The 12949-nt window shown below is 62.7% G+C and carries 12 protein-coding genes and 2 pseudogenes; 9 read left to right on the forward strand and 5 right to left on the reverse strand.

The genetic code is table 11. The features are described from left to right. Positions 1-301: 301 nt before the first annotated feature. The 4 genes from AC629_RS37885 to AC629_RS37900 all read right to left on the reverse strand — a co-directional run bounded on the left by AC629_RS37885 (position 302) and on the right by AC629_RS37900 (position 4014). Entirely contained in the window at positions 302-652 is a 351-nt protein-coding gene (locus AC629_RS37885) for a YunG family protein (RefSeq protein ID WP_084809825.1), read from the reverse strand. Positions 653-1028: 376 nt separating this feature from the next. Next, positions 1029-2117: a TRAP transporter substrate-binding protein gene (locus AC629_RS37890; protein WP_084809815.1), complete on the reverse strand. Its 1089-nt coding sequence runs from the start codon at positions 2115-2117 to the stop codon at positions 1029-1031. Between the two features lie 217 nt (positions 2118-2334). Further along, positions 2335-3468 carry an Mrp/NBP35 family ATP-binding protein gene (locus AC629_RS37895; RefSeq protein WP_084809816.1) on the reverse strand — a complete coding sequence of 378 codons (1134 nt, stop codon included), beginning with the start codon at positions 3466-3468 and terminating at the stop codon, positions 2335-2337. Between the two features lie 108 nt (positions 3469-3576). Next, positions 3577-4014: a VOC family protein gene (locus tag AC629_RS37900; protein ID WP_084809817.1), complete on the reverse strand. Its 438-nt coding sequence runs from the start codon at positions 4012-4014 to the stop codon at positions 3577-3579. 193 nt (positions 4015-4207) lie between these two features. On the opposite strand from AC629_RS37900, the pseudogene AC629_RS37905 reads away from it, so the two are divergent. The 5 genes and pseudogenes from AC629_RS37905 (at position 4208) to AC629_RS37925 (ending at position 8944) form a co-directional block, all read left to right on the forward strand. Next, positions 4208-5078, forward strand: a pseudogene (locus AC629_RS37905) (NAD(P)-dependent oxidoreductase). A 22-nt stretch (positions 5079-5100) separates the two neighbouring features. After that, positions 5101-6378: a sodium:proton antiporter NhaD gene (gene nhaD / locus AC629_RS37910; RefSeq protein ID WP_084809818.1), complete on the forward strand. Its 1278-nt coding sequence runs from the start codon at positions 5101-5103 to the stop codon at positions 6376-6378. Between the two features lie 139 nt (positions 6379-6517). Continuing rightward, positions 6518-8113 carry a sensor histidine kinase gene (locus tag AC629_RS37915; RefSeq protein WP_084809819.1) on the forward strand — a complete coding sequence of 532 codons (1596 nt, stop codon included), beginning with the start codon at positions 6518-6520 and terminating at the stop codon, positions 8111-8113. A gap of 44 nt (positions 8114-8157) precedes the next feature. After that, positions 8158-8361, forward strand: a complete 204-nt coding sequence (locus AC629_RS37920) for a DUF1289 domain-containing protein (RefSeq protein WP_084809820.1) — start codon at positions 8158-8160, stop codon at positions 8359-8361. A gap of 28 nt (positions 8362-8389) precedes the next feature. Then, complete coding sequence (locus AC629_RS37925) at positions 8390-8944, forward strand: TIGR02281 family clan AA aspartic protease (protein ID WP_084809821.1); 555 nt, start codon at positions 8390-8392, stop codon at positions 8942-8944. Between the two features lie 5 nt (positions 8945-8949). Here the strand turns inward: AC629_RS37925 and dusA are convergent, their stop codons facing one another. Further along, a complete protein-coding gene (gene dusA, locus AC629_RS37930; protein ID WP_084809822.1) occupies positions 8950-9942 on the reverse strand; it encodes a tRNA dihydrouridine(20/20a) synthase DusA in 993 nt (330 codons plus the stop codon). Between the two features lie 150 nt (positions 9943-10092). On the opposite strand from dusA, the gene AC629_RS49360 reads away from it, so the two are divergent. From AC629_RS49360 to AC629_RS37945, 4 genes and pseudogenes are all read left to right on the forward strand, one after another. Further along, positions 10093-10755: a site-specific integrase gene (locus tag AC629_RS49360; RefSeq protein WP_245332123.1), complete on the forward strand. Its 663-nt coding sequence runs from the start codon at positions 10093-10095 to the stop codon at positions 10753-10755. Then, positions 10718-11215: a site-specific integrase gene (locus tag AC629_RS49365; RefSeq protein ID WP_245332124.1), complete on the forward strand. Its 498-nt coding sequence runs from the start codon at positions 10718-10720 to the stop codon at positions 11213-11215. Before AC629_RS49360 ends, AC629_RS49365 begins: the two co-directional genes overlap by 38 nt. Before the next feature lie 405 nt (positions 11216-11620). After that, entirely contained in the window at positions 11621-12253 is a 633-nt protein-coding gene (locus AC629_RS37940; RefSeq protein WP_084809823.1) for a DUF4760 domain-containing protein, read from the forward strand. Between the two features lie 106 nt (positions 12254-12359). Further along, positions 12360-12725, forward strand: a pseudogene (locus AC629_RS37945) (HD domain-containing protein); the annotation flags it as partial. Between the last annotated feature and the right edge of the window lie 224 nt (positions 12726-12949).

Genomic DNA, 12949 nt, shown 5'->3' on the forward strand with positions numbered 1-12949 from the left:
GTCCTCCTCAAAACCCGGGAGAGCAATCCTCAGATCCGTGCGCAATCGCACTGTATGCTTCCCGGGCACTGTCGCCAGGGCCCACGCAACATTCGCTACCAATTCGCGTTTGACGGAGGATACCACAGTTCCCGCCTTCGGGCGCGCGACTGTCCGGTTCGGGGCCACAATCGGAAGTCGGGATCGGCCCCGGTCCGCTCCTACCCTTGAAAGCGGACTATCGCTCCGCGCTCGGTCGAGGTCAGCTAAGGGCCCCCATAGCGGACTTCTAAAAGTCGCAGGGCTACGCCGGCTGCTGCTCCTAACCTGAGTTGATGCAGTGCTTCTGAAAAGCGGCTCTGAGTTCAGCCAGTTGGTCGCTCGTTGCGCCCAGCTCAGCGTCGCCCCGATCAGTCGGCAAGTCGACGTAGGCGATCGGCTGATCGAATTGGCTCGCTGTGAAGTCGTACCTCTTGCCTCCGATCCGATTGTAAAAATGGTCGCCGGCTGGCAGAGGCGTCTTCAGCAAATCGCCACCAAAGAGCTCATGAACGAGCAGTGACGTGACGTTGCATTGCCCTGCTGCTGGATTGTTCGCCGTCCATTGGCTGGCAGTCGACAACGACCACGCCTTGCAGAGCGCACTTTGAACCTCATCGGGATCGAAGCTCATCGTCATCTCCAAGGATCGATCGTCCAAGGATCGTCCAAGGATCGGCGCTGCGGCAAAGACTTCGGATTATTCGATAATTGCTTTTTGCCACTGTTTTGCCCGACGAGTCAAACGGCTTGCGGATCGTCGAGAGTTTCGCGGACAGCGCTGCATTCGCACGCCTGTCGCCGGCTGCGCGGGTGATCGCGGCTTCCAGCCGAATTGGCCCGACCTGTCAAACTGTTGGCCGCGTTCACAGGGCGTCACCCCCTCGCCGCCCGTCTACTGTGCATGGGGTTGTTTTTCATATTTTTGTTTGGGCACCCGCTTGTGCCAAAGAAAAAGCCCGGCCTCGCGAAGGAGGCCGGGCCCTGTCGTCTTGCGACGTTTCGAAAGATCAGCCGCGGGTGCGCGAGCGGATCATGAAGCTGTCGTAGGTGTATTCGGCAACCTGCCACCACAGGTACCCGTCGGAGCGGAAGGCCTGCATGGCGTCGATCGACTTCTTGAAGTCGGCGTTCTTGGCCGAGGTCTCCGCCCACAGCTCGTTGGTCGCCTTGAGGCAGGCCTCGAGCACCTCGTTGGTGAAGGGACGCAGCTGCGTGCCGCCCGCGACCAGACGCTTCAGCGCCCCCGGGTTCTGCATGTCGTAGCGCGCGGCCATCCAGCTGTTGGCGTTGGCCATCGCGTTGGCGAGGATCGCCTGGTAGTTCTTCGGCAGCGAATTCCACTTGTCCAGGTTGGTGAAGGCATGGACCATCGGGCCGCCTTCCCAGAAGCCCGGATAGTAGTAGTACTTGGCGACCTTGGCGAAGCCGAGCTTCTCGTCATCGTAGGGGCCGACCCATTCGGCCGCGTCGATGGTGCCTTTTTCCAGCGCCGGATAGATGTCGCCGCCGGCGAGCTGCTGCGGCACCACGCCGACCTTCTGGAGCACCTGGCCGGCGATGCCGCCGATGCGCATCTTGAGGCCCGAGAGATCGGCAACGGTCTTGATCTCCTTGCGGAACCAGCCGCCCATCTGGGTGCCGGTGTTGCCGCAGGCGTGACCGATCACGTTCGACTTCTTGAAGAACTCGTTACCGAGCTGCTCGCCGCCGCCCTGGTACCACCAGGAGTTCTGCATGCGCGCGTTGAGGCCGAACGGCACCGAGGCGTAGATCGCCCAGGTCGGGTCCTTGCCGACATAGTAGTACGACACGGTATGGCACATCTCGACGGTGCCATTCGAGGTCGCGTCGAGCGCCTGCAGGCCGGGGACGATCTCGCCGGCCGCGAACACCTGGATCTGGAATTTGTTGTCGGTCATCTCGGCGACGTACTTCGCCACCTGCTCGGCGCCGCCATAGATGGTGTCGAGCGACTTCGGGAAGCTCGACGTCAGGCGCCACTTGATCTCGGGCGAGGACTGAGCAATCGCCGGCGAGGCCACCGCGGTCGCCGCCGCGCCTGCTGCCGACACTTTCAAGAAATCACGACGCTTCATCTTCAGGTCTCTCCTTGCTGGGGCGTTTCCCCTAGACTTCCTTGTTACCGCCGCTCATTCCGGCGACGCGTTTGGGCCGCGTCGAGCCGAAGGGGCTTGACTGCCGTGGGCGTTTAACACGGAAGCCTCGCTTTCGGAACGCGACATTGGCATGACGGGCCTCTACGAAAGTCGCATGTCCCCGAGGTATGGCTGGAAGGGATTGGCCCGAACCGGCTCAGGCTGCGGCAATCACGCCCTTGAGCTGGTCCCGGACCTGGCCCGCTATGGCGCGGTAGATCGCCGCATAGGGCCCGTCCGGCTCGCTGTCGACCACCGGAGTGCCGGCGTCCGAAGTGGCGCGAATCGCCATGTGCAGCGGGATCTCGCCCAGGAACGGTACTCCGAGCTTCTCGGCCTCGTGCTGCGCCCCGCCATGGCCGAAAATGTCCGACCGCGTGCCGCAATGCGGGCACTGGAAGTAGCTCATGTTCTCGACGATGCCGAGCACGGGCACATTGACCTTCCTGAACATCGCAAGGCCCCGCCGCGCGTCGATCAGGGACAGGTCCTGCGGAGTTGAGACGATCACGGCGCCCTTCAAGGGCACGTTCTGCGCCAGCGTGAGCTGGGCATCGCCGGTGCCCGGTGGCATGTCGACGACCAGCACGTCGAGCTGGCCCCATTCGACGTCGCGCAGCATCTGCGTCACCGCCGACATCACCATCGGGCCGCGCCAGATCATCGCGGTCTCTTCCTCCACCAGGAAGCCGATCGACATAATGGCGAGGCCGAAGCGCCGGAGCGGAATCATCTTGCGCTCATTGTTCAGCTCGGGCTTGTCGCGCAGCCCCGTCAGCCGCGGCATCGAGGGGCCGTAGATATCGGCATCGAGCAACCCGACCTTGAGGCCGTGGTCGCGCAGGCCCAGCGCCAGGTTGAGAGCGGTGGTCGACTTGCCGACGCCGCCCTTGCCCGAGGCGACCGCGATCACGGCGGCAACGCCCGGAATCTCCGACTGCCGCGACATCGGCGAGCCGCCCCCCTGCGGGGGCTTGTGGGCATGCACCGGCTGCACCCCCGGCGTGCCGCGGCTTGGCGTTGGCGGCGGAGGAGCGGAGCCCGGCTTGCGCTCGGCGGTCAGCGCGACCATGACAGTGGTGACACCGGGAATGGCGCGCACGGTGGCCTCGGCTTCGACCCGGATGGACTCCCAGGCCCGCGCCTCGGCGGCATCGACATTGATCGAGAAGAACACCTTGCCGTCGGACGCGCTGATCGGGCTCAGCACATTGGCATTGGTGAGCGCGACCCCGCGGGGTGACTTGATCCTGGCGAGGCTGTCGAGAACCTGTTGCTGCGTCACGCTCAAAGCGCATCTCCTAAACGGAGCATGATCCGGAAAAGTGTGGAGCGGTTCTCCGCTCAGATCATGCTCAAGGCTTCAGGGTGCCCCATTAGAGCGGAAACGTCCAAAAGGCTACTGCCTGCCGATATCGCCAGCATTCTCGGCGGGGGCCGCCCCCTGTTCCTTGGCCGCCTCGTAATTTAGCTCGATCATCACACCATTGGGGTCGTGGACGAAGATCTGCCAGAGGTCGCCGCCGGGCACCTGACGGGAATCAAATTTCATGCCCTTGGACGCCAGCCGCTGCTTCATGCCGTCGAACCCGCGGCTGACGAAGGCGACATGGTGGACAACGCCGGAATCCGGCTTTTGTGGCTCCGAGGTTGGAGAAATATCGACGAGGTGCACCACCGGCTTGCCCTCGCTGTACATCCAGGCGCCCGGAAAGGCAAAATTCGGCCGGGCGCCTTTTTCCAGGCCCAGCACATCCTCGTAGAAGCGGACCGTCTCGGCCAGATTCCGGGTCCGGATGTTGAAATGATCGAGGACGCCAACGCTCACGCCGCCCATGCCTTCGCTCCCTTTTTTGAAGTCCTTAGGTCCATCATCCTAACACAGGAGAGCACCAAACGAAGCCGTTGCCCTCCGGCCTCAAGGGTTTATGGTGCGCCCGATCCGCCCTAAGGCGGAACTTCAGGCCCCCGGCTGGCGCCCCCCGCCCGGCTGCAACCGTAAAACTCAAGCTACGGACAAGGTACCACACATGGCTAAAGTCGCTTTCCTCGGCCTCGGCGTCATGGGCTTCCCCATGGCCGGACACCTCGTGAAAAAGGGGGGGCCATGAGGTCACCGTCTACAACCGCACCGCGGCCAAGGCGAAGGAGTGGGCGGACAAGTTCGGCGGCAAGACCGCAGCGACCCCAAAGGCCGCCGCCGAGGGCCAGGATTTCGTGATGTGCTGCGTCGGCAACGACAACGATTTGCGCTCGGTTACGTTCGGGGCCGACGGTGCGTTTGCCGGCATGAAGAAGGGCGCGACCTTCGTCGACCACACCACCGCCTCTGCTGAAGTCGCGCGCGAGCTCGACGCGGCCGCCACCAAAGCCGGCTTCAAGTTCGTCGACGCGCCGGTGTCCGGCGGCCAGGCTGGCGCCGAGAACGGTGTGCTGACGGTGATGTGCGGCGGTGCGCAGGACGCCTATGCCCGCGCCGAACCTGTCATCGCGGCCTATGCGCGGATGTGCAAGCTGCTGGGCCCCGCCGGCTCGGGCCAGCTGACAAAGATGGTCAACCAGATCTGCATCGCGGGCCTCGTCCAGGGCCTTTCCGAAGGCATCCACTTCGCCAAGAAATCGGGCCTCGACGTCGCCTCCGTGATCGAGGTGATCTCCAAGGGCGCGGCGCAGTCCTGGCAGATGGAAAACCGCTACAAGACCATGAACGAGGACAAGTACGATTTCGGCTTCGCGGTCGAATGGATGCGCAAGGACCTCTCGATCTGCATCGCGGAAGCCCGTCGCAACGGCGCCAACCTGCCGGTGACCGCCCTCGTCGACCAGTTCTACGCCGAGGTCGAGAAGATGGGCGGCAAGCGCTGGGATACGTCGAGCCTGCTCGCGCGTCTCGCGCGCTGAAACCTGACGGACTGACCCCACCTTGCTGATCGCGATCGCCGTCGTCTTCGTTCTGGCCTATGCGGCGATCGCGCTCGAACATCCGATCGGGGTCAACAAGAGCGCGTCCGCGCTGCTCGGCGCGGGCCTGCTCTGGACGATCTACGCGACTGCGACGGGCGACCACACGCTGGTCGGCCATCAGCTGGACGAGTCCATCGCAGCCACCGCGCAGATCGTGTTCTTCCTGATCGGGGCGATGACTATCGTCGAGGTGATCGACGCCCACGACGGTTTTGAGGTCATCACCTCCCGCATCGGTACGACCAGCCAGGTTCGGCTGATGTGGCTGATCGGCTTTGTGGCGTTCTTCCTGAGCGCGGTCCTGGACAATCTGACCACCACCATCGTGATGGTCTCGCTGGTGCAGCGGTTGATTGCCAAGCGCGACGACCGCCTGCTGTTCGCTTCCCTCATCGTCATCGCCGCGAATGCAGGCGGCGCCTGGACCGTGATCGGCGACGTCACCACGACCATGCTGTGGATCGGCGGGCAGATCACGCCTCTGAACATCATGGGCGCGGTATTCCTGCCCTCGCTGGTGAATCTGCTCGTACCGCTCGCCTTCATCAGCTTTCTGGTGAAGGGCAAGACCATCGCACCGCCGCCCAAGGACGATGGGCTTCAGACCGTCAGGTCGTTCGAGCGCAACCTGATGTTCTGTCTCGGGCTCGGCTCGCTGATCGCTGTCCCCGCCTTCAAGGCGGTCACGCATCTGCCGCCCTTCATGGGAGTGCTGCTTGGGCTCGGCATTGTCTGGCTCGTCGGCGAGGTCATTCACCGCGACAAGGACGAGCATGTCCGCCGTCCACTGACGCTCGCGCACGCGCTGACCCGGATCGACATGAGCTCGATCGTGTTCTTCGTCGGCATCCTGCTCGCGGTGGCCTGCCTCGAACATGCGGGCCTTCTGACGATGCTGGCCAGATGGCTAGAGACGACGATCGGCCGCCAGGACGTCATCGTCGTCGTGCTCGGCCTCCTCAGCGCCGTCATCGACAACGTACCGTTGGTGGCTGCCACCATGGGCATGTACGACCTCGGCCATTACCCGCCAGACAACTTCCTCTGGGAGTTCATCGCCTATTGCGCCGGCACCGGCGGCTCGATCCTGATTATCGGCTCGGCCGCAGGCGTCGCCGCCATGGGCCTCGAGCGGATCGAGTTCCTCTGGTACGCGCGCCGCATCGCCGTCCCCGCGCTCGCGGGCTATCTGGCAGGAGCAGTCGTCTACATCGCGCAGCATGCGGCGCTGCATTGAGCGGCACGGCGCGAGCCAAAAAAATTAACACGCGGTTAACGTAATTCTTTAGCTCCTTAAGTCACCTCTTAAGGATTTCTTGCCAGAGATAGACAATGCAGAAGGCCCGCCTTGCGCGGGCAGGAATCGTTGTTGTTGGATGAGTGACCCCGCTGAAAAGCCCGAGGTTGTGCTGCTTCCGGCCGAGCCGGTGAGCGCGCCATCGGCGAGCAGCCGAAGGGCTGCGGCGCAGCGGGTGCGCGAGGCGCGCGACAAGTTAACGTCGACCAGCGGAACCCGGCCGGCCTTCGACGCCGAAATGCTGCGCCAATATGCCCAGACCCGGCTGTCGGCCTCATATGTCGTGATGCTGCTGGTGGTTGCGACCGGCGTGCTGTTCGGGCTGTTGATGCAGCCGATCCCGGCCGCGGCCTGGACCGCCGGCATGATCTGCATTCACGCCGCGATGATCCGCAACTGCCGGCGCTTTTTGGCCGAGCCCGCCTCGCCTTCGGCGACGCGCGCCTGGCGGACGCGCTTCGTCGGGCTCGACCTGCTCTATGGCCTGTGCTGGATGGCGATCCTGATTCATCCCGTGCTCGACATGGTCACGGAAACGCTGATGATGTTCCTGATGCTGCTGGTGATCGCAGTATCGAGCATGCTGGCCGCCAATCTGCCGATCGCAGCCCTTGCCGCCACCGCGCCGGTCGCAGTCGCGATGGCGTTGAGTTTTGCAATGAGCGGCTCGCTGGACAACTACATCCTGGCGGCGCTCGCGCTCGGCGCCGAAGGCTATTTCGTGCTGCTGGCGCACCGCCTGCACTCCTCGACCTTCGCGACACTGGAAGCGCGCGCGGAGAAGGACGCGCTGATCGGCGAGCTCGAACAGGCCAAGGCGATCTCGGACGAAGCGCGCCACCGCGCCGAGGCCGCGAACGTCGCCAAGTCGCGTTTCCTCGCCCAGATGAGCCACGAACTGCGCACGCCGCTGAACGCGATTCTCGGCTTCTCCGAGGTGATGAAGAGCGAAATCTTCGGCGCCCACGCGGTGCCGGTCTACAAGGAGTACTCGGCGGACATCCATAATTCCGGCGTGCACCTGCTCAACCTCATCAACGAGATCCTCGATCTGTCGCGGATCGAGGCCGGCCGCTACGAACTCAACGAGGAAGCGGTGTCGCTGGTCGGCATCGTCGCCGACTGCCACCACCTGATGAAGCTGCGCGCTTCCAGCCGCGGCATCGCCATCCACGAGGTGTTCGAACAGGCTATGCCGCGGCTCTGGGCCGACGAGCGCGCGATCCGCCAGGTCGTGCTCAACCTGCTCTCCAACTCGATCAAGTTCACCCCGCAAGGCGGCGAGATCTGGCTCAAGGCCGGCTGGACCGCCTCTGGCGGACAGTACCTCTCGGTCAGGGATTCCGGCTCCGGTATCCCCGAGGACGAGATTCCGGTCGTGCTCGCCTCGTTCGGCCAGGGCTCCAACTCGATCAAGTCGGCGGAACAGGGTGCAGGGCTGGGGCTGCCGATCGCAAAGAACCTGATCGACCTGCATGGCGGCACGTTCACGCTGAAATCGAAGCTGCGCATCGGCACCGAGGTGATCGTCACCTTCCCGCCGGAGCGGGTGATGAGCGCGCTGGCGCCAATGTCGGAGGATTCCCCGCCGCTCCAGCCGGAAAGTTCCGTGGTCCCCGACGAGAAGCGCCGGCCGCGCCACAAGCCGATCATGAGCGCAGGTACGGGCTCTTAACCAGATGCTTGCAGAATTGCCCGACCATCCCTCACTATGCCGAGATGAGCAAAGAAACGCCGTGCGTCGCCGTCTGCATGATCGATCCCAAGTCCAAGCTGTGCTTCGGCTGCGGCCGGACCTTGCCGGAGATCGCGCGCTGGCACGCCATGGAAAGCGCGGAACGGCTGGCGCTCATGGCGCTGTTGCCGGCGCGCATGACAGAGGCTGGTCTTGCGCCGATCGCGGGATCGCAGAAACGCACCTGAACGGCTGGCGCACGCTTGGAGGCGCGCAATGATCCGCTTCCTGCTCGTTCTCGCTATGCTCGCCGGTACGGCAGGCGCGGTCGTCGCCTATGGCGATCCCGATCAGATCGCGCGCGCGAGCAACAAGGTCTCGCACATGTTCCGCACGCACACCGCCTCCCCCGCCCCCGCCGTCCAGATCCAGCGCGGCCAGGGCGGCGAATTCGCGCTGCGCGCGAAGATCAATGGTGTCGCCGCACCGATGGTGATCGATACCGGCGCGACCTCCGTGGTGCTGACCTGGGAAACCGCGAAAGCGATCGGACTGCCGCTCGAGATGCTCGAATACGACGTCGACCTCGAAACCGCAGGCGGCCACACCAAGGCGGCCCGGCTCACGCTCGACCGTCTCGCGGTCGGCCATCTCGTCGAGAAATCGGTGCCGGCCCTGGTCGTGCAGCGCGGACAGATGAAGACCAATCTGCTCGGCATGAGCTTCCTCGACCGCCTGGAGAGCTGGGGCGTGCGCGCCGACAAGCTGATGCTCACCGGTTATCCGGAACTCCAGAGCAGCCACCGCCGCTCGCGCACGGCGGTCGACTGATCGATCTACGCTGCCTCGGCAGGCACGCGCATACCGACACGCGCGATCGCATCGCGCAGCACGTCCAGGCCGGCGCCCGGCTTCACACCCTGCTCGGCAAGATGGCGGCGGAAGGCGCGCGCGCCGGGCACGGCATGGAACGCACCGACAAAATGCCGCGTGATAGCGTGCAGCCGCGTACCGCGCGCAAGCTGCTGCTCAATGTAGGGCATCATCGCCTCGAGCGCGTCCTGCATGGTCGCATGCGGCGCCGCTTCACCGAAGATGTCGGGATCGACGGAGAGCAGCCGCCACGGCTCCTGATAGGCGGCGCGGCCGAGCATCACGCCGTCGACATGTTCGAGATGCGCTTTCGCCTCCTCGATGCTCAGGACGCCGCCATTGATGATGACAGGCACGTCCGGCATCGCGCGCTTGAGGCGATAGACGCGATCATAGTCGAGCGGCGGGATATCGCGGTTCTCCTTCGGCGACAGTCCGTTGAGCCAGGCCTTACGGGCATGCACAACAAGCGCGTCGCAGCCAGCGGCCACGACGGCGCGTGCGAGCGTGTCGAGCGACACTTCCGGATCCTGATCGTCGATACCGATGCGGCACTTCACCGTGACGGGAATGGCAACCGCGCGCTTCATCGCCTCGACGCACCTTGCCACCAGCTCCGGCTCCGCCATCAGGCAGGCGCCGAAGCGGCCATCCTTCACGCGATCGGACGGGCAGCCGACATTGAGATTGATCTCGTCATAGCCGAACTCCTCGCCGATCCGCGCAGCCAGCGCGAGGTCGCCCGGATCCGACCCACCAAGCTGCAGCGCCACCGGGTGCTCGCACGCGTCGAACCCAAGCAACCGCTCCCGGTCGCCGTGAATGATGGCGCCGGTCGTCAGCATCTCCGTATAGAGCAGCGCCCGCCGTGTAAGGTGACGGTGGAACACGCGGCAATGCCGGTCGGTCCAGTCCATCATGGGCGCCACGGAAAAGAGATAGTCTTGATATTTCAATAGGTTGCTCTATCTTTTCAATGGACTAGATCAGGAACGTGTGCGCTCTGTGTGCACTCCAAACTAGCCAAAATTGCACACGCTTGTACCGCATTTGATCTCGCGGTGCACACGTAGCGCACACGAAATTGGGACGGAGTGCACACGCAAATGCCGACCTATACGAAGCTGGAGTCGGGAAGCTGGCGCGTCCAGGTCAGGAGGAAACGCCAGTACGTCGCGAACACATTCATTCGACGACGCGACGCCGAAGAGTGGGCAATCGAAGCCGAGCGCTCAATCGATCGGGGGACCCCGGTCCGACGCTCCAAGACTCACGAGCAACCGCGCATCTTTTCGGATTTGATCGCGTTGCATCTCGACGATCTTGCTCAGGTCGGCAAGCCAATTCGACGATCGAAGTCCATGGTGCTTAAGGCACTCAAAACCTCTCTTGGGCGCGTAAACCTCAAAGACTTGACACGCGAGAGATTGATCGAGTTCGGACGGAAGCGAGCCGCACAAGGCGCCGGGCCAGCCACCCTTGCGATCGATTTCGCGTTCATCCGAGCGATCCTACTCCACGCTGCGGCGGTCCACGGCATCGATGTCTCTGTCGAGAGTGTTCAACTGGCCAGAGCTGCGCTCAAACACCTCGACCTCGTGGGAAAATCGAACGAGCGCGATCGCCGACCCACTCAAGACGAACTGGACCGACTGATCGGATACGCGGAGTCTAACCCCCCAACAATTTCTACCGCTCGGAAGAATCGTTCGCTTCGCAGTCGCGACTGCAATGCGTCAAGCGGAGATCTGCCGGATAGAATGGCCTGATGTCGATATGACGAAGCGAACAGTCACCATCCGCGATCGCAAAGACCCGCGACGAAAGGACGGCAACCATCAGGTCGTCCCGCTTCTCAATTCGACGGGCTACGATGCATGGCAGATCGTGCTCGAGCAACGGATACTCACGCGCGGCATCGGACGCGTGTTTCCTTACCACTCAAAATCTGTCGGAGCTGCGTTCCATAGGTCGTGCAAAGCGATCGATCTCGATGATTTGTGTTTTCACGATTTGCGGCATGAAGGCACCAGTCGGCTTTTCGAGGCCGGCTTTTCCATCCAACAGGTTGCAATGGTAACGGGCCATAGGGATTGGCGCATGCTGCGGCGCTATACGAATCTCAAGCCAGAAGACCTGCACAAGATGCAGAAAACTGAACAGCCCTCCGCAGAGCAATTCCTAGCAACGCTGGCCGCAGGCTGGAGTGGCTACGTTCATCAAGCTTGAAGCTGCTCGTTCCCGCTTCCGGGCGGGGTTGGTTGCGAGTTGATGGTTCAGCCCGCTCCACCTTTGATAGCTGACACCGGCGACTTGCCGAGTCACTTCGGCCTTGGGCCAAAAGCGAAGTGCGGATCCGAAGTCATAAGATTGATTGTCACGCGCCGTTAGTAGGCCGTCGAGCGCAGTCCGCGCTACGCCCTTGGTTTGGCCACCTCGACAGCTGCGTCAGCATCAAACTATACATCTGGATCGAATATAGGCGCCTTTGGGTCACTTGCTGAGATCGGCTCCGACCATAAGGCTCGGCGTGCTGCTTCGGCTTGTTTTGGGGCCTTTCCTTGTCGGCTGCGTTCTTGCCGCTGCTTTCGAAATGAAATCGCTAATTGAGAATTGCTCGAATCGCTTGCCGGTATGAAATACAGCCTGGAATTGCAACGCTTGGGGCGGGGAATGCCGGAGACTTGTTGGGGGCCTGTGTGCGAGTGGATTCATATTGTTGCGCAGTGGCTAAAAATACACGTCATTCCGCTCGCCCCGCTGATCACCCCGTTAGTGGCCATGCTGGCGGGCGCGATTGCCCTTTATTCGATACATGTAACGCGGGTCACGGCTCGTAGGCGGGCTGCTATCGATTTCTTCCTAAGGACCGACATGGATAAGGGCATGGCCGATATCTACAAGGCCTTCCGGGATTCCTTGGCAAGGTGGGAAGTTCATGCCGCCGCCAAGAAGCCCATCGAGGACTTCATAAAGGGTCCGGATGGAAAGCTGAGTGATGACTACAGAAACATAAACACCTATCTCAACATTCATGAGCTGGTGGCAGTCGGTATCAGGAATAAGGTGTTCGACCACACTGTCTGCTATAACTTCTGGTCTGATGCACTGGTAAGGCATACCGAACGAACAAAAGCGATTATTGAGCACGAGGTATCTACCGAAGGGGGCGCCGCCGCCTATTGGGAGCTGCGAAGGCTAAGCAGCAACTGGAAGAAGCGGCTGGAAAAGTGGCAGGCCAAGCAGACGAAAAAAGCTGCGCGTTGAGCCAACCCATTGAGGACCACCCGTCCGAAGCCCCGTGAGGCGCTCGGTGCCCCCTAGGTCGGCTTGAGGGCAAGCAGCCGACCGAAACGCGGCCGAGGATCAGGGCGGCCAAGCCACGCTCGATGCGATCAGAGAAAGGTTCGGAGGCGACGTCGCGAAAATCGTGGCTGATTGCACGGACTCCTGGGTCGAGCCGAAGCCGGCGTGGCGCCCGCGGAAGGAAGCCTACCTAACGATGCTACCGAAGAAGGCCCCTACGTCGCTGCTCGTGTCGCTCGCTGACAAGGTGGATAACGCAGAGGCGATCCTGAACGACTACCGCAACATTGGCGACGATCTGTGGGACCGCTTCACAAGTGGCCGCGCCGCGACCGTTTGGTACTATCGTGAGCTCAGCGAGATCTTCGATGCAGTCCTGCCTGGGGCGCTGGCTCGGCAACTCGCCGTGACGGTTTCTCACTTTCCCGTCTGACCAAGTCAGCTCTGCGACCGGCGGCAGTTCCCTCTTCACGGCCACCCAAGTCCGCCGTTTGCAATCGAATCTTCCTCTCTTGAAACTCCCCGCCGTCGGTCGGATACTCGCATCCAGGTCCTTGTCATAAGCAATCCGAGGAGGGCGATCATGGCAATCCAGATCGTGATGGACCGCACCGGCGACAGCCGTCACCCTTTCAATCCGAGCGACGCAAAGGAACT

The organism is Bradyrhizobium sp. NAS80.1 (genome assembly GCF_001908205.1).
In the GTDB taxonomy this organism is placed as follows: Bacteria; Pseudomonadota; Alphaproteobacteria; order Rhizobiales; family Xanthobacteraceae; genus Bradyrhizobium.

Coding starts and splice junctions, on each gene's coding strand:
- AC629_RS37885 (WP_084809825.1), bottom strand. CDS start 652: ATGAGCTTCGATCCCGATGAGGTTCAAAGTGCGCTCTGCAAGGCGTGG.
- AC629_RS37890 (WP_084809815.1), bottom strand. CDS start 2,117: ATGAAGCGTCGTGATTTCTTGAAAGTGTCGGCAGCAGGCGCGGCGGCG.
- AC629_RS37900 (WP_084809817.1), bottom strand. CDS start 4,014: ATGGGCGGCGTGAGCGTTGGCGTCCTCGATCATTTCAACATCCGGACC.
- AC629_RS37915 (WP_084809819.1), top strand. CDS start 6,518: ATGAGTGACCCCGCTGAAAAGCCCGAGGTTGTGCTGCTTCCGGCCGAG.
- AC629_RS37920 (WP_084809820.1), top strand. CDS start 8,158: ATGAGCAAAGAAACGCCGTGCGTCGCCGTCTGCATGATCGATCCCAAG.
- AC629_RS37925 (WP_084809821.1), top strand. CDS start 8,390: ATGATCCGCTTCCTGCTCGTTCTCGCTATGCTCGCCGGTACGGCAGGC.
- AC629_RS49360 (WP_245332123.1), top strand. CDS start 10,093: ATGCCGACCTATACGAAGCTGGAGTCGGGAAGCTGGCGCGTCCAGGTC.
- AC629_RS49365 (WP_245332124.1), top strand. CDS start 10,718: ATGCGTCAAGCGGAGATCTGCCGGATAGAATGGCCTGATGTCGATATG.
- AC629_RS37940 (WP_084809823.1), top strand. CDS start 11,621: ATGAAATACAGCCTGGAATTGCAACGCTTGGGGCGGGGAATGCCGGAG.